This window comes from Pseudomonas imrae, from assembly GCF_046352735.2.
In the GTDB taxonomy this organism is placed as follows: domain Bacteria; phylum Pseudomonadota; class Gammaproteobacteria; order Pseudomonadales; family Pseudomonadaceae; genus Aquipseudomonas; species Aquipseudomonas imrae.
Map to the genome: position 1 here is coordinate 3,950,094 of NZ_CP110853.2, position 24,060 is coordinate 3,974,153.

Here is a 24,060-nt window from a genome sequence, read left to right on the forward strand (position 1 = left end):
GGCTTTCACCTTTCATTCAAGGATCACGACCATGCCAAAAGTCCCCAGCGACCCCAATCAGAGTGAGTCCGAGTGCCAGTGCCCGGTGATTGTGCCTATGCCTATACCAACACCCGCACCGACGCCTCGCCCCGCCTCCAAGGATGAAACAGTCTATGAGGTTGACCTTACAAGCCCTGAAATCCTGGCCCCGGTACCTTTTTCCAGCCTGGTCTTGGATATTCCGGGCCTCAGGAAGCCCTATACTGGCTACCATGGGGGCATCAATAAGGGAGCAAAAACCCTCAATCCGGAAAAAGGTTTGCTCTGCACCTTGCGCCCCTACTTGCTCATGGCAGAGTTTGACTTCATTGAACTGTTCTTTGGAGATGATAGAAACCCGGTAGCTTTTACAACGGTGACTGATATCCAGGCGGATGGGGGACTATCAATACCGCTCTATGTGCCGCAGACCGAGTTGAACTACGGCGAGATTGCTCCCTGTTTCTTCAAGGTTACCCGAGCAGGTGGAGGGGCTGACGAGACCGCTCACTTCAAATTTTTTGTCGACGATATAGAGCCTGGCGGACCAGACCCCGACCATGGTTTGTCCTATCACCAACATTTCGATGCGCCAATGTATGAACAACATATTATTGACCACGGCGTTACTGACGCAGACGCCCAGAACGGGGTTGCCGTTCGCATCAACAAGTACCCAAATCGAACAGGTCTTTCACCTCTCTATAACTGGGCAGCCCGAGATGTTATCTGGCTCCATCTTAACGGTCATGCCGTCAAGCATTCGGTAACGGAAGGTGAAGCGGCGGGCGCCGATCCTATCGTCATCATGGTTAACGCCGGCACCTGGAGTACGGTCGGCTATGGCGACATTGTCACTCAATACTTTGTCATTGACGAAGCAGGAAACAAAACGGACGGGGCCTCCCCCATCACGACTATTCAATCGCATGTAGGTAACCCCAATCCACTGCTGAACAAGCCTATTGTTGCTGAGGTTGACGATGAAGGCCGCATAGACATTAGAGTTCTCGAGGGGCAACCCGCGACCCTGGTCATCAATGTGCCAGGCAATGGTTACTTGAAAGACGATGAAATCCTTGTATTCGCCGAAGGACACACTGCCGATGGTTCGGTTGTGAAAAAAGAATACTACGGCAAAATCAGCTCACTTTTCGTCAACTTACATATCCCCATCGCGTTCGCAGACCTGCAGGCATTGGTCGGAGGCTCCGTTCGTATATACTTCGAACGCAAACGCAGCGGGGTTACCCCCAATCGCCGCTCACGGGTCAATGTATTGGACGTTATCGGTAACTCCATTCCGATCGGCCTGCCTCCCGTCACCGTACTTCAGGCGCCCGAGGGCAACATACCGCCAGAGTCTGTAAACGTCACTATCAGGATCAATCCTTACGGTGGCCAGGATTACTACGACCAGGTACTTGTACATCTGATCGGTACCTATCCGACTGGCGACGACTACTACCGTCCAATTGGCCCAAGACCGGCGGGCGACGGTACTATTACGTTTAACATTATCAATGGCCCCAACGGCGAGATTGCGAAACTGGCAGGTGGTACGTTAAATATCAGTTATCAAGTAACCAATAGCGAAGGCACTCGCTACTCACAAGTCGCTAATTTTGACGTAGGCGGCATCATCGAATCAATGCCCATAGTTGAAATAGAGGAAGCTCCGCCACCGGATCACGTATTCAATCCAGAAGTCAGTCACTTCGGCGCAACAATCATCATCCCGAAAAATGCGCTGTTCACACTTGGCTCTACCGTCACCTTGTACTTCCAAGGCACTGCCCCAGGGGGCAGTTACAACAAGCCGTTCCCTATTACACCGCTATGGGTGGGCCAAAACCTGTATTTCGATGTCCCACGAGCCATTGTTCTAGCAAATCTTCAATACTCGGCGAGAATCTATTACATCTTGAAAAAAGACGGCGAACGTGACCGCCTGTCTCATTCTGTGGATATGCGAGTAGGGGCCCCGCTGAATCTTGATGTCCCGGAAATACTGGAAGCGACCATTGTCGTGCCAGGTAAAAGTGCAACGATGAATCCGATACATGTGAGCGGCCCTCCTTACCCTGCAGTGTTTACCCTGCGTGTGCGTTATAACATGCTCAATACCGATTTGATCCAACCGTATTTCGAAGGCAAACCAGACTTGGGCAGGCCAACTATTGCGCCGAAACCTGGCGATGCCAGCAAAGGGTATGTCGATTTCACGATCGGCAATACAGCCGTGGCAGCCAATGTGGATAGCCATGTTCCCGTGTATTACACAGTGAAGCGCGGCACTTCCCTACTTCCTTCAGATACGCTTGACCTGGAGGTGCAACCAATTCCAGACTTGGACTTGGTATCGGTACCCGAAGCAGACGGAAATCAACTCAATACCCATAATAGCAACAGCGTGCAGATTCTGGGCTATCCCTTCATGCGAGCAGGCCAGGCCATCTGGATCAAGCTGGACGGTGAGCGCGACATTGAATTGGCCGATGGAAGAGTCGTAACAGCTGCCGAGGCAAGTGCGAAAAAGATCAGCGAGCCTATCCCGCTCGGCTATCAACTTTCGCTATCGGATGGGACGACGTTGGATGTCGAAGTCAGTGTCTCTCTTGATGGCACCAACCAATTCAGTACGGCAGTCAAGCTAAAAGCGCCTCAATATATTGTTAAACGCGAAACAGGTATAATTAAAAATATCACTGTCGGCAATAAACCACACCACATTGCACTTAGTGCTGATGGCTCTCGCGCCTATGTCACGAATTGGGTCTCGCATACGGTTTCCGTTATCGATACCCATACCAACACCGTGATTGATACTATCTCCGGGTTCTCCAGCCCCTATAGGCTGGCCATACATCCTGACGGTACTCGCCTATTTGTCGGCAACATGGGAGCAAAAACCGCTTCGGTGGTAAACCTCGCAACAAACAAAATCGTCCAGACTATAAATGGCTTTAATCGTATTCTTGGGATAGCGTTCAACGAACAGGGATCAAAAGTTTACTTTTCCTGCAACTTCGATGCTTTTGTGTATGTTCACGACGCACAAACGGGAGCACGCCTGAACAGTTTGAAAGTCATCTACCCCACTGGACTGGCATTCAACCCTGAATACACTCGACTGTATGCTCCCTCCCGAAGTGTCATTACAATGATTAATCCGGTGGGAAATGGAAGTCTCATTGGCGATATTCCAGGCACGTCTTACCCACAGGACATAGCTACCAGCCCGCATAACTTTCATGCACCAAAGGCTTACATCACCAACCGCGGACCGAACAACACCGGAACAACTGTCCTGGTACTAGACCTAACCACTAACAAAATCAGTAAAACACTAACTGGGTTCAATTCACCCAATGGAGTTGCAATGCATCCCATTCTGGAAAGAGCCTACATATCCGAAGCCTTGAGCAATAAATTGCGCACTATCGACACCAGTACCGACACTATTATTGAAACCATCGACGGTTTCACCACCCCTGAAGGCATTGGCATCAGCAAGAACGGTGCATATGCTTATGTATGCAATGGAGGTAGTAACCATGTGTCTGTTATTGCCCTATAAGCAACGTTTACGCGGTTAACTCAGCGTAGATTCACTCTACCCAAACCATAAGCCCGGCCTCTTTCGAGACCGGGCTTATTTCCCTTCAAGCGCAAGGGGCCCATGCCCCACATTTTTTACCCCGTAACAAACCTCGACTCATCCCGCCGAAGCCTTGCGCTGCATCAAAAATCGTAACGCAGCCCCACATTCACACCCCATGGTTGCTCAATGTTCTTGCCCTTGCTGTGCTCGAAATCAGCATGCAGCTTAAGGTTCTGAGAAACCGACATCGCCACACCGGCACCCACCTTCAAACGCGAGCCCGACAGGTCGTTGTTGAACGAGTTGTCGTTGACGAACACCTTGTTGCTTTGGTCGAACTCATGCGCCACCGCCGCCTTGAGGTACGGCTGCAATATGCTGCCGCTTTCCAGCTGGATATTGCGCCCAACCGTGGTACCGATTTCGCCGATCACCGAACTTGAGCGATCGCCCTTGGCATCCAGGCCGTTGTCCAGCGTGTAGCTCTGGGCCTGGGTAATGGCGGCCGCGACCTGACCGTAGGGTTCCACGAAGAAGTCGTTATCGAGCTTGATATGCCGACCCACTTCCACCGAGGCGCCTACCGCATTCTGTGTGTAGTTGCCCTTGGCTTTCTTGCCGTCGCTCATCGCCACGTCGGATTCGCTGTGCAAGCGGTTGAGCTTGAGCACGCTGTCGAAATAGAAGCCGCTCTCGTCGTCCATCCAGGTGGCGTAACCACCTACGTAGTAACTCTTGATGGTCGCGCTGCTGCCTCGGCTCAAGTCCAGGTCCGAGGTGCTGTGGCCGGCCATCGCACCAACCAGCCACTGGCCATCACCCGACTGCAACGGCGCGTCCGCACCGATGGTGAAACCGCGCTGGTGCTGGGTATAGCCCAGGCCGGTGTTGTCGTTGCCCACTTCATACTTGTTGCCGTAGGCACGGGTCCAGAAACCGGCCGATTGGCCGTCGCTGTAGCGCAATTCGCCCATACGTGTGCGCAAGGTGGTCATTTCACCGTACAGCACGCTCGGCGCTGCGTTGAACAAGGCCAGGACCGAGTTGGTACCCGGGCTGATGACCTTGTTGCTTGGGTCGAGCAACCAGTCCTTGCCGTCGTTGTCATTGACCAGGCCATAGGAGTAGGTACCGACATCGACGCGGTCCCCGACCAGGCTGAACTGGGCGACGCCATCTTCGGTATGTACTACATGCAGACGCTCGTCAGACAATGGATCGGCACCGCTGCTGGCGATCAGCAACTGGTGAGCGCCCGAAGACGTACCGGTCACGTTGAGGAAATCGCCCTTCAATTGGGCGAAATCCGCACTCATGATGAACGTGCCGTTACCCGACAGATTCGCTACATCCAACTGGTAGAACGTACCGGTGTCACCGAACTTGACGTTGCCACCCGCCATGGACAGATCGCCCACTTGCTGATTATCAACCATGACCCAGGTGGCGTCTGTGTTGATCGCCAGCTTGTCGACGTTCTCCAGGCGGCCGGTGAGAATCGAACCATTGTTAAGGCCGACGCTGGCGCTGCCGCCATTGTTGATCACGTCACCGGTCATCGACGCGCCATCCAGACTCAAGTCGAGCACGCTGGCTTCGCCCACCTGGATGTCGCCGGTGAGGGCGCTGTTGTTGACGCGTATGTTGGCCGAGCCGCCGTTGACCAGTTCCAGCATGTTGCCGTTGCCACCCACCAGGCTGGAACCATTATTGACATCGATCTCGGCGGTGATCAGGCGATCCACTAAGATGGCAGCGCCGCTGGTGCCCTCGACATGTGAGCCCTCTAGCACCAACTGCGGATCCGTACCCGCCGCCGTGCGATCACGGTTCATCAATACACCGTTGGTGGCACCCGTGATGCTACTGCCGACAGCTGTTGCAAGGCCGCCCACCAAGCGCAGCCCTTCTTGGCTGCCGCCCGTCAATGTCGAGCCGTTGAGCTCCAGGTTGCTGAATGCGGTCACTGTCGCGCCGTAGGTCGCGCCCTTGATCTGGCTGTTATTCACCACTGCGCTGGAACGGCCATTTCCCGCCGGATTTCGGGCCAGGTCCAGGCCGCCCGCAGCATGGCTGGTGATGGTGGCGTTGTTGATCGTGGCATTGCTGTTGTTCAACGATACTGCGGTGTCTGAGCTGGAATACGATGAAACACGCCCACCCTGCATGTTCAAGGTGGAGCCGCCCGAGGCGCGGATTTCACGAGTTGTGCCGCCTGCGAGGACATTCAGGGTACCCGCTCGCAGCAATACATAATTGTCAGGTTGTGTAGAAGCGGTCACATCGACAACGGGGCGTCCGATCTCGCCGGCACCGTCCACCGTGGTGACAGCAAAAGCCGCCTCGCCCAACAGATAAAAAGGTGCGGCTGCCATCAACTTGATAGTGGTAGTCAACCGTGAGTACTGAAAGCGTGGTGCTTTGATAGGCGTCATGTCATGCGTCTCTGAGAAAAAGATCCAGTTCGAACCCGGACCCCGTTTCGAATGGGTTTCCGTTTTCTTCGGACGCAAAGACTAGAGATCGACAAGGAAACGCTATGTAGGACTAATCTGTAACTCCTATTGGAAAGTCCCCTGTTGCCAGGGGACCTTGAAGAACACAAGCCTGCAGGAAACGCCAAACCACGTTAAGCCCGTCGACGGCCTCGAGTAGTCGGCGCGCAAGTGCCCGACCCTGCGCTGCTGCGAATGTCCCACTGCGCCACCACGGAACCAGATGTACCGTGCTCCGGCGGCGGCCCCGCACGTTCAATGCTCCACGTTATCTCTAGCCAGCCACGACGCCTAGTAGGATCACCGTCAAAATAAGGCAGGACAAAGTTGTGGGTGAAACCGTTGAGTCGCTCAGAGGGGCCGATTCCTATTTCTGGACTGCTTACTTCGCTTCCAGGCACTGGAGTCGCTGGCTGCGTAGCACCGCTGTACAGATAACGCACCGCAGAGATAGTGACCTTGTCGTCGTCCTGAAGCTTATCCGGGTCGAAGATTTTGATGGGTACGTTCAACCAAGGCATTTGTGGACACTGGATTTTCCCATCATTCAAGTTAGTAAATACAGGGTCAGCCAATCCCTCCAATGAAAAGATATCCACTCTCACTGGCTGCGGACGCGACTGTTTGTAATTATTGGCATTGCGCACTACATACCAACACGGAATATCCAGCCCGTTGCCGTAATCTTCAATAGCTTTTTTCGGAATGGTGATATCAACCACGAAAGTAGCAGGTTCAGTCCCCTCCACTGGATAAGTACCGACTCGCTGACCGTCGTTCTTTCCGTAATAAAGATCGATAAACTCATTGGCCTTATGACCGCTATAGATAGTGAAGGTTGCATGAACTTCTTTTCCATCTTCCAGATCGCTTGCAATCAACGAGTTATCGACACCGGAATCACCTCTTACCAACGGGAGCACCAGGTTAGGGTCGACCGGGCCGGGACCGATGATAGGTCCGCCGGGTTCGACCAGGTCTACGTTTACCGAGGTATCTGGAGAGGAATAGGGTCTATTGCCACGAACAATCTCATAGTGAATCCTTGCTGTGTAAAGACTCCCGGCCTTCGCAATGGTTGAATAGTGAGCGGTGAATTCCAGAGGAAAGATAGGTGTCACACCCAGACGCATCTCGCCAAATATGATGCCGTTCCAATAGATGAGCAGAAAATCATTCGGAAGAAATCCGGTGATCGTTGGCACCGTCACTTTGACACCATTGCGCGCCTCTTCCTTAACCACCAGTGGCATGGCATCTGGAATTTCCGCAGCTAACAAGACAGGCGGGTCGCTCGCGATAACCGTAAGCGTACGCGCTGTCGATACTGCGGTGTCATTACCCGCACGATCAAAAAATTGATACGTAAGCAGAAAATCGCCAGCACCGGCGGCTTCAATTTCCAATTTCGTAAAAGTAGCCGTAATCAGTCCAGTGGTGGGTACCGTTCCGGTATGGATAGTGCCAGTGCTGCCATAACTAACCTTGTAAGTATCCTCAGGTCGTGAATCTGATGGCCGAGGCAGGGTCACAGTCACGCCCCCGTTTGCTTCCAGGTAGGTGGGAGTCACGCCTTCGACGGGCAGGTTGGCGGGAAGCACCAGCGCCCCAGGTTGGAGGTTACTGTTAGGGTCAATGGTATCGACGAATATACTGATCGGAAGCGATGTCGCATTATTAGCGCTATCATTGAGCTTGACGTTATATGTGAAATTCTTGGGCCCGTGGCTTCTCAGGCGTGCCGACTTCACCTCCATGTCCACATCGGCAATAATGGGCCCTTCAAACTCCTCACTGGAAACCAAGTGATTGTCGATATAACACTTGATCAAATCGAACTCACCTGCAAACTCCGCTGCATTTGGCCATAGCTGGATAGTAACGGGCAGCCCGTTCAACTGCTGAGCAACACTCACCACTTTTTCTTGGTCGTCATCCTCGACATCTGGCAGGGTATGAATAATGGGTGGAAGGGCCGGTGGATCTTCCTCGATACGAGGCTTTTCTTTCTGCGGACGAGGTTTTTTGTTCTGTGTTTTAGTTGAGGTACCTTGCGCACCTTTGCGTAACGGTTGCTTTGACATAACCCTGAACTCCTTGCAGTAGCGACAGGCTCCAGGGCGACACAACGTCCCGGAACAATAGGTAGTGTTAACCGCCATACGTCAGTGCTAGAGCTACGATTTAGCTATCTACTCTTGACGGCCAACTTATTAAACAAGCAATTGCGCCACGGGGTAACTGTGAAAGTTGACAGGTTGTCAAGCGCGAAAAATAAAAACATAGATCTGTCGACAAGGTGCCTGTTACGCCATGACGAAGAGCTGAATCGGAGGGTGCGTTGCACCCCGCCGACTCTGCTACACAGGGCTAGCTGGTTGGTTTCGATGGCAAACAGGTAGTGTTGCCGGGCCTGTTGAATGTTATCAGCGCCAACTCACGCGAGGAGTCGCCCATTCCCCCTCCGTTTTGCTTGACCACCCGGTACTGCACGATAGCCGAGCCATGACGCGGGTTGGCCTGCCCTTCAGGTGGTTTCACCAGGCCCGGCAGCACAATGTACGGGTCAAATGGCACCCAGAAGTCATAACCCTCGCGCGCCTCGTGTTCCGACAGAAAATGGTTGAAGGTTGTCGTCGTTCCCGGGATCAAACCAGCGGCTTGGCCGTTGGTATTGGCATAACTGGCCCAAGACAGAATCACTTCGTCACCTTCGTGCAGGCGAGTGCTATCACCAGGTATCCTGACTCTGGCCCCGGCGATCCAAGGCTCCGGTCGCGTAGTGCAACCGATGAAACCGGAGTCAGGACCTGGCTCATAATTGACGTCAGGAAATTGCGGCGTTAGCAAGCCTTCAATAGGAATAATGTTGACCAATACGTCGGTATCAGGCGAGCTCTGCCAGTTCACACCGTTGTACGTCCAATAGAACGTCGGCACGATGCCGTGAGGGCCTGATTCGATCAGCGACCAATCGACAAAGAACTCGATTTCGTCGCCTTCCCTGTCTTCCGCACGCACGGTATAGGTATCCGCCAGAACCGGCGGCTCTCCCCACATCAACTCCAGCTCTTGATCAGCGACCGGGCCTGCATACAGCGGCACTATTACGCGGACGGGCTGATCCCGGTCGTTGATGGTCAGCCGATTATCACCGTCACTGCCCTTGACTGTGACGGTTGGAAGTAATCGGTTGATCGGATGAGGATTGTCGGGACTTACCGGCCCGGCAACCGTCAGGTCGACGGGTACAAACCTTGGAAGTGAACGTCTTGGTGTGTTTTCACCGCGCCGCCAAGTGTAGTCAGCCCTGATAATGCCCCGATTGAATTCAAAGCCGCCGCTGGCCAGGATCGGATAGTCAATCAGCACTGGAATCGGCCAGGCTTGGGCAAATCCGATCTCAATTGGCGATAGATGTATGAGGTCCCAGTAAGGCACCAGAATATCTCCCGGCGCGGCTCCAAACACTTCCAGTATCTCCATATAAACGCCGCTCGATGTGCGGGCGTCCTCAAGGTCGATCAAACCATCAATCGAGAGTTGCGGAACAATCACGGCCCTGAGTTCTGTGGGTGTCGGCGTGAGGTCGATAAACAAGGTCTTGTTGCGAGCGGGAGGCCCCTCGTTACCTGCCCTGTCGATCAAATAATAATTGGCGCTGTACTCGCCGTTGGCGTGACCGCGCAACACATCGCCCTCGAAAGCCAACTCGATGGGGTCTCCATCCAGATGCTCCTGAGTTATGGTGACGCTGGCTACCGCACTGACACGCCTACGACGTACGCCACTTTTCCTGCGGCGCGGCAGAAGCGTCAAGTAACCCTCCGCCTTGTCTTCCAACTGCATACCACTCCAGCGGGGCACCGTTGCGACAACCTGATCACCGTTATCGTCCAGATAATCGTCAGTGACCCCGTAAAGCTCGATCTCTTCTGGGAAAATCAACGGCAAGCCACGGTTATTCTGATTCGGTGCTTGCTTGTCAATGTTGATTTGGATCGGAAGGGAAGGGTCAGCGGCGTTGCCCGGTACCAGTTCAACTGTGTAGCGCACCCTGTGCAGGCCAGTAGCTTCCAGGTTAATTTTTGGTATGGTACCGACCACTGGCAGATCCAATTCATCGTAAGGCGCAGTCAGTTCTTGAGTGTCGAATGGTTCTACTTCGTTATCCCAGTAAAAATGTATCTGGGTAACCTCACCATCATCAAGCCCCTCTGAACCGCCCCACAACTCCTGGACTTCAACAGGTAGATCCGACGCTTGCGCCGTAAGCGGTATGGTATATGCCACCTCGTCATCCAATAAAGGCAATGCCAGCGGCACAACAGGCTCCGCCGCCATTCTAGGGCTCGGGAGGCACTTCGCTTGTAACGCTCTGGCTGGTGGTCTCTGCCTGGACATTCTCACTCTCCTCAACACACGATCATTGACTGGCCGTTGACCTCCCACTGAGCAGTACAGCGACAAGGCCAGGAGATTAGTTAAGGGGTAAAAAGACTTGCCGGATACTGTCAGAAATAACAGGTAGTGCGGTGAAGCGTTTACGGCGTAGACATCGTGGGCTCATTTCAGCCCCAATAAACCGGGGTTTTCAGGTTATCGAGAGAGCCCCGTCTTTTTCAGACCGGCGGCAACACCCAGTCAATCGGCGTCTCGCCATTCTGCTCAAGAAACTTGTTGCTACGGCTGAAATGCCCGCAACCCAAAAAACCGCGATAGGCCGACAAAGGCGACGGATGCACCGACGTCAACACCAGGTGTTTGGTGGCATCAATCAACTTCTGCTTGCTTTGGGCATGGGCGCCCCACAGCAGGAACACCAAATGCGGCTGATGCTCGCTGACCACTTCGATAATGCGGTCGGTAAAGAACTGCCAGCCCTTGCCCGCGTGGGCGTTGGCATTGGCGCGCTCCACGGTCATGGTGGTGTTGAGCATCAACACACCTTGGTCGGCCCAGCTTTGCAGGTAACCGTGATTGGGGATGTCGATGTTCAGGTCGCGCTTGAGCTCTTTGTAGATATTGACCAGCGACGGCGGTGTCGGCACGCCCGGCTGCACCGAGAAGCACAGGCCATGGGCCTGGCCGGGACCGTGGTACGGATCCTGGCCGAGGATAACCACCTTGACCTTGTCCAGCGGGGTTGAATTGAGCGCATTGAAGATCAGCGGGCCTGGCGGGTAGATCTCCTTGCCCGCCGCGTGTTCCTGGCGCAGGAACTCACGCAGTTGCGCCATATACGGCTTCTCGAACTCATCGCGCAGGGCCTGTTTCCAGCTGGGTTCGAGTTTGATACGGTCGCCTTCGGTCATGGTTGCATCATCTAGTCAAAAGAATGAGGCGAACCCTAGGAAAGCCTACCCGGCTTGTCAATTGATCTGACGCAGAACCGGCACTTTCCCACCAAAGGATCATACTCAACATTCAATTTACCGATTGAGGTCATGATGAACCTGCACTTTGAAGAGCACACCGGCAATTACGGTGCCCGCATCGGCATCGCCAGCCTGGATGCCGAAAAGTCCCTCAATGCCCTCTCTCGGCCCATGATCCTGGCCTTGGGCGAACGCCTGGACACTTGGGCCAAGGACCCGCAAATCGTCTGTGTGCTGCTGCGCGGCAACGGGGCCAAGGCCTTTTGTGCCGGTGGCGAAGTGCGCAGCCTGGCTGAGGCTTGCCGTGCGCAGCCCGGCGAAGTGCCGACGTTGGCGGCGCAGTTTTTTGCCGCTGAATACCGTCTTGATTATCGTCTGCACACCTATCCCAAACCGCTGATCTGCTGGGGCCATGGCTACGTGCTGGGCGGCGGCATGGGCTTGCTGCAAAGTGCGTCGGTACGCATCGTCACCCCCAGCAGTCGCCTGGCCATGCCCGAAATCAGTATCGGGCTTTACCCCGACGTTGGCGCCAGTTGGTTCCTCTCGCGCCTGCCCGGCAAACTGGGGCTGTTTCTCGGCCTGACGGGCGCCCATATGAATGGTCGGGACGCACTGGACCTGGGCCTGGCCGATCGCTTGCTGCTGGATGAACAACAGGGCGAACTGCTGGAAGGTCTACTGCAGTTGAACTGGCAGGAACAGACAAGCATGCAGCTCAACAGCTTGCTCAAGGCCCTGGCCCGGGAAGCCGCCAACCAGCAGCCCGAGGCACAGTGGCTGCCTCGGCGGGCACAGATCGACGAATGGCTGGATGTGAGTGATGTACGTTGCGCCTGGCGCGCGCTGAGCCAACTGCGCGAACATCCCGACCCGATATTCAGTCGCGCCGGCAAGACCTTGAGCGAAGGCTGCCCGCTGACCGCCTGCCTAGTGTGGGAACAGATCCGACGCGCACGACATTTATCCCTGGCACAAGTCTTCCAGATGGAATACACCTTGAGCCTCAATTGCTGCCGGCACCCGGAGTTCAGTGAAGGGGTTCGGGCACGGTTGATCGACAAGGATCAGCAGCCGCATTGGCACTGGCCGGATATCAACAGCATTCCCGAAGCGGTCGTTGAGGCGCACTTTCATAAGGTGTGGGAAGGAAGACACCCGCTGGCGGATATATCCGACATCTAGGGCACTCGTCAGTACTGTGGATGGTCGAGTGTGAAGGAGCAGTTGTCCGGCTGGCTGTCATCACATTGAAAGATGTCTTGGTCAAATGAGTCTTTGCCCGGGCGCCAATACAGGTTCTCGGTCAACGACATACTCAAACCGGCTCTTGTCCGGGTATATCTCAAGGCAACAAGAAGCTGGTCTCGCCCGGTGCGATAGATGCACTTTTCCAGATAGCCTTGTTTTAACTCCTGCTCCTTGCGAGGCACAAATACAGCACCTACGAACTTATCGATAAAGTCTCCAGGCGGCACCTGCGGGCTGGCCCATCGATGCCCTGCGCTGTTTTTATAAAAATAACCGTCGGCGTATTTGATCGATGAAGGATACGGACAGCCCTGCCGGCCTTCACCTTGTGCGGCACAGGAGATTCCAAAAAAGATCAAAAAGACTAAGCGAGCTGCCATATACCGTTCCGTCAGTTTATCGCCAGCATGCCTGAGCACGGCGCCTGCCGTTCAGTAAAGTACAAATGCGGCCTATAAACTACCTGTCAAATATGACAGTCACGACAAACGGTCACCCATAAAAAACGGCGCATTTAGCGCCGTTTCAAGAAAAAACCGATCAACGATGCCCGCCACGACCTCGCCCATGATCACCGCCTCGACCGTCACCCCGGCCACGGCCACCGTTGTGCCAATGATCACCGCGCCGCTGATTGGGATACAACCGATAACCCGCCCTTGGCCCTGACGGATAGTACCGGGGCGCCGGCTGGTAATATCGCGGTGCCTGATAATAACGGGGTGGTGGTGCATAGTAGCCACGCCGGTATTGATAGGACGGGCCGCCGTAGTAATAGGCCGGTGCAGGCGACGTATAAACCTCGGACCGATAGTAGCTGCGACCTCCATCCTGATAGGGCACGCAGGCGCCAAGGGTCAAACCGAGCACAGCGATGAGTAGTAGTCGACGATACATGGCGGCCTCCTGGACCGCGGAAGAGCACACACCAGCGACGCTGGGAGGCGACAAACAGCTTTCACTGAATGACGAAATATCTGACATCAAAAACAGAATCTGGTGCGATGCGGACATAGATTGATACATCTGTAGCGCAGCACCCACACGGCGCGGTATCGTGCCCGCCACACTAGGTTGCACCGCAACCTTTACTGACGCAGCCTGAATCGACCGATGACCACTCCAAGCCTTTGCCCGGCCTGCGGCGCCCGTAACGACTGCAGCCTGGCTGATCCGCGCACCGCCGACCAGGCCTGCTGGTGCTACAGCGTCGCCATCGACCCCAAGGTACTGGAGGCATTGCCCCAGGCGTTACGCAACAAAGCCTGCCTGTGCCCGCGCTGTGCCCAGGTCGACGAGCAGTTGCGCGGGGCCGAGCCCTCGTAATGCGCATTGACCGCTTCCTCAGCAACCTGCCGCGCTTCAATCGCCAGCAAGTACGCTTGCTGCTGGTCGAGCGGCGGATCAAGGTCAATGGCCAAGTGGTCAGCGATCCTCGCCACGAGGTACGGGCATTCAGTCGCGTGGAGTGCGACGGCGAACTCCTGCAGGCCGGCAAGCCTGCGCGCTACTTCATGCTGCACAAGCCCCAAGGTTGCGTCAGTGCCACCCTTGACCCGCAACACCGCACCGTCCTCGATCTGCTGAATGAACCTGACAAGGGTGAATTGCATATCGCCGGCCGCCTGGACTTCAATACCACCGGCCTGCTGTTGATCACCAACGACGGCCAATGGTCCCGGCGCCTGACCCAGCCGCTCACCAAGCTGCCCAAGGTCTACTACGTCGAGACCGAACAGCCTATTGAGCCCGCATATGCGGCCACGTTTGCCGCCGGCCTGTACTTCGCATTCGAAAACCTCACCACCCAGCCCGCCGATCTGCAGGTGCTCAGCCCCACCAGTGCGCGCCTGAGCATCGTTGAGGGGCGCTATCACCAGGTCAAGCGCATGTTCGGGCACTTCGACAACAAAGTGACGCGCCTGCATCGCGAACGCATGGGCCCGCTGGTGCTGGATGAAAGCCTTGCGCCCGGCCAGTATCGCCCGCTGACGGATGACGAAATCCGGCAAATATGACCGTCTGGCCGGCCCCACATGGACCTTCCTTCAAGGCATATGCCTACCTGTCACAAAGCTTGTGCAGACTGACCTGAGTGCGCTACCCGCTTGCCAGGAGTCCTACGACATGAGGCCAGAAATCGCTGTGCTGGATATACAGGGTCAGTATCGGGTTTATACGGAGTTCTACCGCTCGGAGGCGGCCGACAAGACCATCATCCTGGTCAATGGCTCCATGGCCACTACGGTATCTTTCGCCCAGACCGTGAAAAGCCTGCACCCGCAGTTCAATGTGGTCTTATACGATCAGCCCTACGCAGGGCGCTCCAAAGCCCACAACCATCATGAACACATGCTGACCAAAGACGTCGAAGGCCAGATCCTCCTGGAGTTGATCGAGCACTTCGCTGCCGAGCACGTGCTGTCGTTCTCCTGGGGCGGCACCGCGGCCATCGTTGCCCTCGCGCAGCGCCCGCGCCGCGTGGAAAAGGCCGTGATCAGCTCGTTCTCCCCAGTGATCAATGCACCCATGCGCGACTACCTGGAGCGCGGCGTCGACTACCTCGGCAACCTCGACCGTCACAACGTCGGTCACCTGGTCAACAGCACCATCGGCAAACACTTGCCTGCGCTGTTCAAACGGTTCAACTACCGGCACGTCAGCAACCTCGCCGAGCATGAGTATGGGCAAATGCACTTCCACATCAGCCAGATGCTCGACAGCGACCGCCAGTGCTACCTCAAGGCAGCGCGACAGATAGACATACCCGTGTTGTTTATCAATGGAGAATGGGACGAATACACCAGCGCCCAGGATGCCCGGCTGTTTGGCCAATATGTGCGCAACAGTAGCTTCGGGACGATTCAGGCAACCGGGCATTTTCTGGATATGGAACACAAAGCGGCGTGCAACGACAGCCAACAAGCGCTGATAAGCTTTTTGAAACCGGAACAAACCGCCAACCGGCTGCGCTGTCACCAAGGCCAGACACAGCATGCCTTGTTGATGTAAACCAAAGGCCTCGGCAGCGCCAGGCTTGGCTGGCCTACGTAAGTTGCACATTTTTCAAAGAAAAACTTCAAATCGGCGCGCGCATCTGGTACAAAGTCAGCCGTTCTGAGCGGGTATAGTTTAGTGGCAAAACGAAAGCTTCCCAAGCTTTAGTTGAGGGTTCGATTCCCTCTACCCGCTCCACTCAGACTCGATCTCGTGCCAGGATGTTCATGGTACGAGCGCATGAAAAACCGGCCCTTGGTGGCCGGTTTTTTTATGGGCAGGATTTAGCACCGCCGCTGGGATGATCACAAATCATCGCACTGGCAACCTCATGGAATTCGAGCGCAAGAAACGTAGTTTACCGACAAGAGAATGGCTTTAAAGTACGGACATATCTGGCGATTCGCCGGCCATCAAGGAGTTCGCTCATGTTCTGTGAATACAAACTCATGCCCTCTCCCGTCGGCCAACTGACCCTTGTTGCGCGCAATGGGAAGCTTGCCGCGATTTTGTGGGAGCAGGAGCGCGCCAACCGTGTGCGCCTGGGTGCATTGCAAGAAGCCAATGACAGCGCGGTGCTGCTGGAAGTCGAACGCCAGTTGAAAGAATACTTCGCTGGCACTCGTGACCGCTTCGAGCTTGCATTGGACTTCGCCGGCACCGAGTTCCAGAGAAAGGTCTGGACGGCGTTGCTAGCCATTCCCTTCGGCGAAACCCGCAGCTATAGCCAGATTGCCCTGCAGATCGGCCATCCGAAAGCGGTACGCGCGGTAGGCGCGGCCAATGGGCGCAATCCCATTTCGATTGTTACGCCGTGCCACCGGGTAATTGGTACGTCGGGTGCCTTGACCGGATTCGCCGGAGGGCTGGCGGCCAAACAGTATTTGCTGGCACTGGAGACCGGCAACTCGGCAAACACCGCTATCTGAACCGCCGATACGCCTAGCCTCAGCCAGCCGTAATGCCATCTCCATCGGCCAACAATGGCCCACGCCAAAAGGTCTGATAGTCGAACAAGGCCGAGAACCCCTGGCTGCGATACAGCGACAGACCTTGGGCCGAGGCTTCGAGGAAACATTGGCGGGCACCGAGTTTTTCCGCATGGGCCAGTGCTGCATGCATCAGTTGCGTGGCATAGCCTTGGCCACGAAAAGCCGCGTCCGTGGAGATGTCGTTCAGACGAGCCAGACCATCACAGATCGTCAGAGTCAACGAGCTGACTGCGGCCCCCTGGACAGACAACACAAAATGATAAAACAGCCTGCCGCTATCGATAGCAGCTTGATGCCGGGCCTGATAGTCGGCTGCAATGTTGGCAGGCAGGCCGAAGGCTTTGCACACGGGACCGGACCAGACATCCAGGTTGCTCGTCTGCCTGATGTCACAGGGACGGAACGACGTGGGCGGCGATGCCCGCGTGGACAGATCAAGCACCATCGCGGTGCTTGTTTCGCCCACGGTAAAACCCAGATCCTCCAGGTATGGCTGAACCTGGCGCAGGTGATCCTGATGAACCGCCATCCGCACCGACAACGCAGCCGTACGGATCAACGCCAGGCAGTCGTCCAACGCCTCTCCTGGCGGCGGACTGCCGATACGGATGAACAACAGGTTCCAGTCGCTCAGGTGATCATTGGTCAAGTAGGCGTCGATGCACGCATTGAAGGGTCGGTGAAACGAGCAGGAACCGGCGAAAAAATAGACTTCTGTCTGGTGATAGAGCGTCTTGACGCAAAAGGTGGCAGTGGCAGGCATGTACATATCCAGGCAAAACCCCAGTCTTGCCTGCATATTTACTACACGCCGTAGGCACTCTCCGATATTCGCCGCAGAAATCGCCCAACAGCAGCTATCAGCCTTCACCCTCGCGACGCTTGCCGTAGGTCGACGCCAGCGCCCGGGCTTTTTCCAGGCGTGTCTGCAGCTTGGGCAGAGTCTCGTCCACCAATGCTTTTATCTCCGGAACATCGGATGCCGCGCCTCCCTGTTCAAACAGCGCGATGGCGTCTTCGTTGGCCTTGACCTGCTGAGCCGCATAGGCGGCGTCGAAAGAGTCGCCGTCGGTGAGTTCGGGCATCAGGGTTTGCGCCTTGTCGACGATCTGCTCTCGGGGCGCAACGGGCAAGTCAAGTTTCTTGGCAATGGCTGCCAGATGCTGATTGGCCAACGTACGTTCGTTGATCACCTCGATGGTGTAATCCTTGACCTCCTGGGACGAAGTCTTGGCGTGGGCCATACGACTGGTTTCGATATCGGCCATGCCCTTGGCCGAAGCCTGCTCGATAAAGTCGGCCGGATCTTGGGCCATGGCACTGCCGGCGCCGAGGCCCAGCAGCAACGCGAAAGTGGCGGCGCGTAACCGGATAGCCGTGCGGCTCATGATGAGTTCCTCCAGATAATAAACATGCCGGGGAACATGCCCCGCCCTGAATCTGAATTTTCTGAAGGACAAAGGTTTAGAAAAAACTTGCCGGCGCGACGAACGGTCGTCGCCAGCTCAGGCAGTTCTGCTCCCCAGCAAACCTGGCAACGCATGCGCCAATGCGTTGATTGCAAAGCCGATAAACATCACACCGCAAAGCCGGGTGATCAGTACTTCATAGCGCTGATAGACAGTGCGCACGTGCCGGGCACCGACAATGCCGATCAAGATTGCATACGCCACCAGTCCACCGACAAAGCTCAGGAAAATCAGCCACGGCAGCATACCCCACGTGAGTAATTCGGCACGACTGGACAGCAACGCGGTAAAGGTTGCCACCGCTACCGGGTAGGCCTTGGGGTTGGTCAGGCCAAACACGATCCCATGCCAGAACGGTTGCCGCGCAGCGCCTTGAGGCGCGTCCCCGCTGCGGCTGCGGGTACGCAGGGCTCGCAGACCAAGCCAGAACAGGTACAAACCGCTGAGCACACCGAGCACATCAAAAGCACTGCTGCCGACTTCACGCGCACCGACAATCGCGATCAACGCGGTACTGCACCACACCACGTCGCCCAACAGGTGCCCGCACAAAAACCCGGCGCCTGCCCGGCGACCACGGGCCGCACCGATGCCGAAGACCGCCAGTACACCGGGACCGGGAGTGATGCCGTAGATGAAACCCGACGCAAGGACAGCAAGCAGTAACGATGAAGTCATGGTGTTCACGCTCTGACAGAAAAATTGGCAAGCCATCGATTGTGCATGATCTGCAAAGCACTGCAACGTCAGTGCGCGCATTGCCCCTGTACATCCTGCATCTGCTCGATCAGCCACTGCAACGCACTATCGGCGCCACGTCGCGTGTGCCAGGCCAGTTCGAACTTGAAAGTAGGTATATGAAAGGGGGGCGGTAAAATTCGCAGGTGCTGCGGGTCAGTGCCCAACAACCCCCGCGACGATACTGTCAGGATCAGGTCGGTGCCCTGGATCAATTGTGGCGCAACTCCCCAGTGAGGCAGGCTGATGGCGACGTGGCGACGCTCGCGAATCGCCGTCAGCGCTCTTTCGATTTCCGGTGTGCCGCTGCCGCGCATTTCCAGCAGCACATGAGGACGCGCCAGGTAGGTGGGCAAATCCAGGACGCCGTCTTCAGGCAGGCTGTCGCGGTCCAACAGGCAGACATAGTGTTCATCGAACAACGGTGAACTGCGCAGTTCAGCCGGCAGGTCGGGAAACACTCCGGCAGCCAGATCGAGTTCGCCGTTGATCACGCCCTCCACCATACCTTCACGACTGGCGTGACTGATCGACAGGCCAATGCCTGGCGCCTGCTCGCGCAGTCTGCGCACCAACCCCGGCAATAGCAGCGCGGCGCCGTAATCCGACATGGCCAGGCGAAAGGTCCGTTTGGTCGAAGCCGGATCGAATGGGGCTGGCGCCAACAGCGATTGCACCTGGGCCAGCGCCTCAGCCAGGGGCGAGGCCAGCTCCAGCGCGCGGGCCGTTGGCACCAGGCCGCCTCCCAGGCGCACCAGCAGCGGGTCGGCAAGCAAATCCCGCAAGCGCGCCAACGCGTGACTGACCGCCGGCTGGCTCAGGTGCAGGCGCTCGGCGGCACGGGTTACATGCTGCTCACTGAGCAAGGCATCAAGAACCACCAGCAGATTAAGGTCGACGCGACGAAGATCATTCATGACGTGCATGTTCAGCATAAGAACTTGGAATTTAAATCTGCACGGCGAATACCGTAGAGTCCAGTAAAACTTTAGGGAGATTTGATCATGACGACGTTGCATTGGCTGGGCTTATTACTGTTGGCGGTGATTGCCGGCGCAGTGGTGCCATTTCAAAGTGCAATCAATGCCAACCTCGGACGTGGCCTGGGGCATCCGCTGTGGGCGACCCTGGCCTCGTTGCTGGTAAGCATCCTGGTGTTGTTGCCGGTGATCCTGGCACTGCGCTTGCCGTTGCCGAACCTGGGTTTTATCACCAAGGCGCCGCTGTGGATGTGGACCGGGGGCGCCTTCGGCGTGTGCTTTATTTCCCTGGCCCTGGTCTTGCTGCCAAAGCTTGGCGCTTCGGGTTTTATCGCCTTGGCCATGGCCGGGCAAATCCTCGCGTCGCTGGTGCTCGATCACTTTGGCCTGTTTGGCCTGGCGGAGCGGCAACTGACAGCGCCCCGACTGATCGGGGCGCTGATGTTACTCGGGGGGGTGGTGTTGATTCAGTTCAGCGCCGCGCCAGCCAAGGCGTTGGCCGCCGCGGGGTGATAGCTATTTCAGCGTTTATCCGAGGTGCGCAGGATCTGCGGCAAGCCCCAGAGCAGCAACGCCGCCGCAATCAACGCGCATATGCCAATCACATACAGCGCCGGGGTGGTGCTGCCGGTAATGTCCTTGATGCGTCCGACCATTACCGGGCTGACGATGCCACCCAGTTGCCCCAGGCTGTTGATCAGGGCTATCCCGCCTGCGGCACCAGCACCGGCGCCGGTCAGTAACTTGGTGGGCAAGATCCAGAAGGTCGGGATCGAGGCAATAATACCTGCGCCCAACAGACCCAGGGCGATGATCAGGAACGTCACCTGGTCATCGAAGATCCCGGCGCAGAAAAAGCCTACCGCCCCCAACGCCACCAGGCCGGCGACAAACTTGCGCCGCTCTCCGGTTGCGTCCGACCATCGCCCGACCACCACCATGGTGATTGCTCCGCAGATATACGGAACCGCTGTCAGAAACCCGATGGTTACCGAGTTCTCGATGCCGGCACTGCGGATCAATTGCGGCGCCCAGAAGTTCAGGCCATAGGAGGCCACCTGAATCAGGAAGTAGATCAACCCCAGCATGAGGAACCCAGGCATTTTCAGAGCTTGGAGCAACGAGCCTTTCTTGTGAACTTCATGCACCGCGATGCGGCTCGCCAGCAAGGTTTTCTCCTCGGCAGTCAGCCAGGGGGCATCTTCGATGCGGTCCTTGAATTGGGTCAAGACCATCCACGCCAGCACCACGCACGGCAACCCACCGAGCAGGAACAACCAGTGCCAGCCACGCATTTGCAACACGCCATCCATGTGTTCCAACACCAGGCCGGAGAACGGCGCACCCACCAGGCCGGCAAACGCCGAGGCGAGGAACAGCATTGAGGTAATCCGCCCACGGAAATCCTGGGGGAACCACAAGGTCAGGTAATACAGCACACCAGGCCCAAAGCCGGCCTCCATGGCGCCGATCAAAAAGCGCAGCGTGTAGAACTGCCACTCGGCCGTCACAAACACCATTGCCGCTGTCGCAAGGCCCCAGGACACCATGATCCTGGCGATCCAGCGGCGGGCGCCGACCCGATACAGCATCATGTTGCTCGGCACTTCGAAGATCACATAGCCGATGACAAACAACCCCGCGCCCAAGCCGTAGGCGGTATTGCTCAAACCCAGGTCGGCCTGCAACTGGAACTTGGCGAAGCTGATATTGATACGGTCAAAAAATGCGAACAGATAACACACCATGATCAATGGCAACAGGCGCCAGGCGACCTTGTTGACCAGGGCTTTTATTTGATCGGACTCAGTTGCCGGGCGCAGACCGGCCTCCATCGTATTTGGGCTCATTGTTTTCTCCAGGCGGACTGCCGGCAGGCGTCCGAATTGTTTTTGTTGTCTGGTTGAGATTTACAGCGTGGCGATATAGGCCGGAGGCGGATGCAGGTCACTGTTACGGCCTGCCTTGGCCACTTGGCCAGGCAGCTCATGACCGAGCAGGGTCGGTAATTGCCTGGACATCTGTAATAGATGCGGCAAATCGATACCGGTGGGAATGCCAACCTCTTCACACAGATTGACCAAATCTTCGGTGCAGATATTGCCCGACGCCCCCGGTGCAAACGGACAGCCACCGAGACCGCCCAGCGCCGCATCAAAACGCCGGGCACCGGCCTCGTAGGCGGCCAGTACGTTACACAACCCCAGGCCGCGGGTGTTGTGGAAGTGCAGGGTCAAGTCGCTGACCAGTACCCGCTGCAACACGCGGTTGACCAGGCGCCGGACCTGGCGCGGGTTGGCCATACCAGTGGTGTCGGCCAGAGTGATACCGTCCATCCCCAGTTCGAGATAGGCATCTACCAGTTGCAGAACACGATCCTCGTCAATCCGGCCTTCGAAGGGGCAACCGAAAGTAGTGGCGATACTGCCATTGAGGCCCACCGGGTACTCGCTGGCAAAGCTCACCACTTCGCCGAATGCCGCCAGCGAGGCTTCGCAGCGCATACGCATATTGGCCAGATTGTGGGTCTGGCTGGCGGACATCACCAGGTTCAACTCATCGGCGCCGGACGCGACCGCACGCCGGGCACCCTTGAGGTTGGGGATCAGTGCCACGTAGATCACCCCGCCGCGACGGCGAATGCCCTGGAAGACCTGCTCGCCATCGCGCAGTGCAGGGATAGCCTTGGGCGAGACAAAGGAACCTGCCTCGATACGCGAAAACCCGGCCAGGGACAATTGGTCGATCAGGGTGATTTTATCGGCGGTCTCGACCCAGGTCGGCTCGATTTGCAAGCCGTCCCTGGGACAGACTTCCTGCACAATCAGCGGGTCGGAATAATCAACGATCATTGCACTACTCCAGAGTTTTTCAGGCGCTGAATATCAGTGTCGGTCAGGCCCATGCCGCCGAGAATTTCGTCGGTATGCTGGCCCAGGCTGGGGGCCTGCCAGTTCACACCGCCAGGTGTTTGCGAGAGCTTGGGCACAATGCCTGGCATTTTCACGGTCAGCCCGCCAGGCAGTTCGGCATCGAGCAGCATGCCCCGGGCCTGGTAATGCGGATCGGCAACGATATCAGCCGCCGAATAGATGCGCCCGGCGGGCACCTCGGCCATCTGCAAGGCATCAAGCACCTGTTCGATGGATAGGCTGCTGGTCCATTGGGTAATGGCGGCATCCAGCAGGCTGCTTTTCGCCGCACGCCCTTCGTTATGGGCGAACTCCTCGGCCTCGGCCAGATCGACGCGGCCAATAGCAGTCATCAGCCGCTTGTAGATGGGGTCACTGTTGCCGGCAATCACCACATAGGCGCCGTCGGCGGTCAGGTATGTATTGGACGGCGCAACACCGGGCAAGGCGCTGCCGCTGCGCTCGCGAACATGACCGAGCATGTCGTATTCAGGCACCAGGCTTTCCGTCAGATTGAGCACACTTTCGGCCAGGGACACGTCCACCACCTGGCCATCGCCCTGCCCGGTCTTGACCCGCAGCAACGACATCAAGGCGCCGACCACTGCGTGCAGCGAAGCCAGGGAGTCGCCGAGGCTGATCCCTGCCCGTACCGGCGGCGAATCGGGATTGCCAGTGATATAGCGAATCCCACCCATGGCTTCGCCGATTGCGCCAAATCCCGGACGGTCATGATAGGGCCCGGTCTGGCCGAATCCCGAGATGCGTACCACCGTCAACCTGGGGTTGAGGACATGTAACAGATCCCAGCCCAAGCCGAGTTTTTCCAGACCACCAGGGCGCAGGTTTTCAATCAGCACGTCGGCATCGGCCAGCAACTGCTTGACCAGTTCCAGGCCTTCAGCGGACTTGAGGTCAAGCGCCAGGGATTTCTTGTTGCGCGATTGCACGTACCACCACAGCGAAGTGCCCTGGTGCAGCTTTCGCCATTTACGAAGTGGATCACCCAAGCCCATGGCTTCGATCTTGATCACCTCAGCACCAAAATCAGCCATTAGGCGGGCGGCAAACGGCGCGGCAATCAATGTGCCTATCTCGATTACCTTGATACCGCTCAGGGGAGCCGTCATGGGGCGTACCTCTTATGCTTGGAATGTGAGCCAAGGCTAGAGGACGTAGAGCGGATAAATCCAACCTTCAGTTGGCAACGGGCATTCGCGAAA

General features: G+C 56.6%; 20 protein-coding genes and 1 tRNA gene. 8 read left to right on the top strand and 13 right to left on the bottom strand.

Annotation, left to right across the window (positions count from 1 at the left end):
- Positions 1-31: 31 nt before the first annotated feature.
- Positions 32-3,601, top strand: coding sequence for a YncE family protein (locus tag OQ460_RS17925; protein WP_421096170.1), 3,570 nt, complete (start codon positions 32-34; stop codon positions 3,599-3,601).
- 164 nt (positions 3,602-3,765) lie between these two features.
- Here the strand turns inward: OQ460_RS17925 and OQ460_RS17930 are convergent, their stop codons facing one another.
- The 4 genes from OQ460_RS17930 to ung all read right to left on the bottom strand — a co-directional run bounded on the left by OQ460_RS17930 (position 3,766) and on the right by ung (position 11,435).
- Positions 3,766-6,060: an autotransporter outer membrane beta-barrel domain-containing protein gene (locus OQ460_RS17930; protein ID WP_410018727.1), complete on the bottom strand. Its 2,295-nt coding sequence runs from the start codon at positions 6,058-6,060 to the stop codon at positions 3,766-3,768.
- Positions 6,061-6,254: 194 nt separating this feature from the next.
- A complete protein-coding gene (locus OQ460_RS17935) occupies positions 6,255-8,204 on the bottom strand; it encodes a hypothetical protein (protein WP_410018728.1) in 1,950 nt (649 codons plus the stop codon).
- Between the two features lie 286 nt (positions 8,205-8,490).
- Positions 8,491-10,464 carry a hypothetical protein gene (locus OQ460_RS17940; protein WP_410018729.1) on the bottom strand — a complete coding sequence of 658 codons (1,974 nt, stop codon included), beginning with the start codon at positions 10,462-10,464 and terminating at the stop codon, positions 8,491-8,493.
- A 278-nt stretch (positions 10,465-10,742) separates the two neighbouring features.
- Positions 10,743-11,435, bottom strand: a complete 693-nt coding sequence (ung, locus tag OQ460_RS17945; protein WP_410018730.1) for a uracil-DNA glycosylase — start codon at positions 11,433-11,435, stop codon at positions 10,743-10,745.
- A gap of 135 nt (positions 11,436-11,570) precedes the next feature.
- Between ung and OQ460_RS17950 the strand changes: the two genes are divergently transcribed.
- Positions 11,571-12,683 (top strand): enoyl-CoA hydratase/isomerase family protein, encoded by a 1,113-nt coding sequence (locus tag OQ460_RS17950; RefSeq protein WP_410022046.1) that lies wholly within the window; start codon positions 11,571-11,573, stop codon positions 12,681-12,683.
- An 8-nt stretch (positions 12,684-12,691) separates the two neighbouring features.
- Here the strand turns inward: OQ460_RS17950 and OQ460_RS17955 are convergent, their stop codons facing one another.
- Positions 12,692-13,129 (bottom strand): DUF3757 domain-containing protein, encoded by a 438-nt coding sequence (locus OQ460_RS17955; RefSeq protein ID WP_410018731.1) that lies wholly within the window; start codon positions 13,127-13,129, stop codon positions 12,692-12,694.
- 160 nt (positions 13,130-13,289) lie between these two features.
- Positions 13,290-13,646, bottom strand: a complete 357-nt coding sequence (locus tag OQ460_RS17960; protein ID WP_410018732.1) for a hypothetical protein — start codon at positions 13,644-13,646, stop codon at positions 13,290-13,292.
- Between the two features lie 216 nt (positions 13,647-13,862).
- Here OQ460_RS17960 and OQ460_RS17965 point away from each other — a divergent pair, with 216 nt between their 5' ends.
- The 5 genes from OQ460_RS17965 (at position 13,863) to OQ460_RS17985 (ending at position 16,675) form a co-directional block, all read left to right on the top strand.
- Positions 13,863-14,075, top strand: a complete 213-nt coding sequence (locus OQ460_RS17965) for a cysteine-rich CWC family protein (RefSeq protein ID WP_410018733.1) — start codon at positions 13,863-13,865, stop codon at positions 14,073-14,075.
- The gene (locus OQ460_RS17970) at positions 14,075-14,767 is read left to right on the top strand and encodes a 16S rRNA pseudouridine(516) synthase (RefSeq protein WP_410018734.1); all 693 of its coding nucleotides are present in this window, start codon (positions 14,075-14,077) and stop codon (positions 14,765-14,767) included. Before OQ460_RS17965 ends, OQ460_RS17970 begins: the two co-directional genes overlap by 1 nt.
- A gap of 109 nt (positions 14,768-14,876) precedes the next feature.
- The gene (locus tag OQ460_RS17975; protein ID WP_410018735.1) at positions 14,877-15,761 is read left to right on the top strand and encodes an alpha/beta fold hydrolase; all 885 of its coding nucleotides are present in this window, start codon (positions 14,877-14,879) and stop codon (positions 15,759-15,761) included.
- 109 nt (positions 15,762-15,870) lie between these two features.
- Positions 15,871-15,944: transfer RNA gene (locus OQ460_RS17980), tRNA-Gly, on the top strand.
- A 230-nt stretch (positions 15,945-16,174) separates the two neighbouring features.
- Complete coding sequence (locus tag OQ460_RS17985) at positions 16,175-16,675, top strand: methylated-DNA--[protein]-cysteine S-methyltransferase (RefSeq protein WP_410018736.1); 501 nt, start codon at positions 16,175-16,177, stop codon at positions 16,673-16,675.
- Between the two features lie 19 nt (positions 16,676-16,694).
- On the opposite strand, the gene OQ460_RS17990 is transcribed toward OQ460_RS17985, so the two are convergent.
- From OQ460_RS17990 to OQ460_RS18005, 4 genes are all read right to left on the bottom strand, one after another.
- Positions 16,695-17,501 (bottom strand): GNAT family N-acetyltransferase, encoded by an 807-nt coding sequence (locus OQ460_RS17990; RefSeq protein ID WP_410018737.1) that lies wholly within the window; start codon positions 17,499-17,501, stop codon positions 16,695-16,697.
- A gap of 97 nt (positions 17,502-17,598) precedes the next feature.
- Positions 17,599-18,126 carry a DUF4142 domain-containing protein gene (locus tag OQ460_RS17995; protein WP_410018738.1) on the bottom strand — a complete coding sequence of 176 codons (528 nt, stop codon included), beginning with the start codon at positions 18,124-18,126 and terminating at the stop codon, positions 17,599-17,601.
- A 117-nt stretch (positions 18,127-18,243) separates the two neighbouring features.
- A complete protein-coding gene (locus tag OQ460_RS18000) occupies positions 18,244-18,885 on the bottom strand; it encodes a LysE family translocator (RefSeq protein ID WP_410018739.1) in 642 nt (213 codons plus the stop codon).
- A gap of 68 nt (positions 18,886-18,953) precedes the next feature.
- Positions 18,954-19,871 carry a LysR family transcriptional regulator gene (locus tag OQ460_RS18005; protein ID WP_410018740.1) on the bottom strand — a complete coding sequence of 306 codons (918 nt, stop codon included), beginning with the start codon at positions 19,869-19,871 and terminating at the stop codon, positions 18,954-18,956.
- A gap of 78 nt (positions 19,872-19,949) precedes the next feature.
- On the opposite strand from OQ460_RS18005, the gene OQ460_RS18010 reads away from it, so the two are divergent.
- Positions 19,950-20,438, top strand: coding sequence for a DMT family transporter (locus OQ460_RS18010; protein ID WP_410018741.1), 489 nt, complete (start codon positions 19,950-19,952; stop codon positions 20,436-20,438).
- An 8-nt stretch (positions 20,439-20,446) separates the two neighbouring features.
- Here OQ460_RS18010 and OQ460_RS18015 read toward each other — a convergent pair whose 3' ends face one another.
- Genes OQ460_RS18015 through OQ460_RS18025 form a run of 3 tightly spaced genes read right to left on the bottom strand, consistent with a single transcriptional unit; the run spans position 20,447 to position 23,967 of the window.
- Positions 20,447-21,775 (bottom strand): MFS transporter, encoded by a 1,329-nt coding sequence (locus OQ460_RS18015; protein ID WP_410018742.1) that lies wholly within the window; start codon positions 21,773-21,775, stop codon positions 20,447-20,449.
- 60 nt (positions 21,776-21,835) lie between these two features.
- The gene (locus tag OQ460_RS18020; RefSeq protein WP_410018743.1) at positions 21,836-22,777 is read right to left on the bottom strand and encodes a hydroxymethylglutaryl-CoA lyase; all 942 of its coding nucleotides are present in this window, start codon (positions 22,775-22,777) and stop codon (positions 21,836-21,838) included.
- Positions 22,774-23,967: a CaiB/BaiF CoA transferase family protein gene (locus OQ460_RS18025; RefSeq protein WP_410018744.1), complete on the bottom strand. Its 1,194-nt coding sequence runs from the start codon at positions 23,965-23,967 to the stop codon at positions 22,774-22,776. The genes OQ460_RS18020 and OQ460_RS18025 overlap by 4 nt, the downstream gene beginning before the upstream one ends.
- Between the last annotated feature and the right edge of the window lie 93 nt (positions 23,968-24,060).

Coding starts and splice junctions, on each gene's coding strand:
- OQ460_RS17925 (WP_421096170.1), top strand. CDS start 32: ATGCCAAAAGTCCCCAGCGACCCCAATCAGAGTGAGTCCGAGTGCCAG.
- OQ460_RS17930 (WP_410018727.1), bottom strand. CDS start 6,060: ATGACGCCTATCAAAGCACCACGCTTTCAGTACTCACGGTTGACTACC.
- OQ460_RS17935 (WP_410018728.1), bottom strand. CDS start 8,204: ATGTCAAAGCAACCGTTACGCAAAGGTGCGCAAGGTACCTCAACTAAA.
- OQ460_RS17940 (WP_410018729.1), bottom strand. CDS start 10,464: ATGGCGGCGGAGCCTGTTGTGCCGCTGGCATTGCCTTTATTGGATGAC.
- ung (WP_410018730.1), bottom strand. CDS start 11,435: ATGACCGAAGGCGACCGTATCAAACTCGAACCCAGCTGGAAACAGGCC.
- OQ460_RS17950 (WP_410022046.1), top strand. CDS start 11,571: ATGAACCTGCACTTTGAAGAGCACACCGGCAATTACGGTGCCCGCATC.
- OQ460_RS17955 (WP_410018731.1), bottom strand. CDS start 13,129: ATGGCAGCTCGCTTAGTCTTTTTGATCTTTTTTGGAATCTCCTGTGCC.
- OQ460_RS17960 (WP_410018732.1), bottom strand. CDS start 13,646: ATGTATCGTCGACTACTACTCATCGCTGTGCTCGGTTTGACCCTTGGC.
- OQ460_RS17965 (WP_410018733.1), top strand. CDS start 13,863: ATGACCACTCCAAGCCTTTGCCCGGCCTGCGGCGCCCGTAACGACTGC.
- OQ460_RS17970 (WP_410018734.1), top strand. CDS start 14,075: ATGCGCATTGACCGCTTCCTCAGCAACCTGCCGCGCTTCAATCGCCAG.
- OQ460_RS17975 (WP_410018735.1), top strand. CDS start 14,877: ATGAGGCCAGAAATCGCTGTGCTGGATATACAGGGTCAGTATCGGGTT.
- OQ460_RS17985 (WP_410018736.1), top strand. CDS start 16,175: ATGTTCTGTGAATACAAACTCATGCCCTCTCCCGTCGGCCAACTGACC.
- OQ460_RS17990 (WP_410018737.1), bottom strand. CDS start 17,501: ATGCCTGCCACTGCCACCTTTTGCGTCAAGACGCTCTATCACCAGACA.
- OQ460_RS17995 (WP_410018738.1), bottom strand. CDS start 18,126: ATGAGCCGCACGGCTATCCGGTTACGCGCCGCCACTTTCGCGTTGCTG.
- OQ460_RS18000 (WP_410018739.1), bottom strand. CDS start 18,885: ATGACTTCATCGTTACTGCTTGCTGTCCTTGCGTCGGGTTTCATCTAC.
- OQ460_RS18005 (WP_410018740.1), bottom strand. CDS start 19,871: ATGCACGTCATGAATGATCTTCGTCGCGTCGACCTTAATCTGCTGGTG.
- OQ460_RS18010 (WP_410018741.1), top strand. CDS start 19,950: ATGACGACGTTGCATTGGCTGGGCTTATTACTGTTGGCGGTGATTGCC.
- OQ460_RS18015 (WP_410018742.1), bottom strand. CDS start 21,775: ATGAGCCCAAATACGATGGAGGCCGGTCTGCGCCCGGCAACTGAGTCC.
- OQ460_RS18020 (WP_410018743.1), bottom strand. CDS start 22,777: ATGATCGTTGATTATTCCGACCCGCTGATTGTGCAGGAAGTCTGTCCC.
- OQ460_RS18025 (WP_410018744.1), bottom strand. CDS start 23,967: ATGACGGCTCCCCTGAGCGGTATCAAGGTAATCGAGATAGGCACATTG.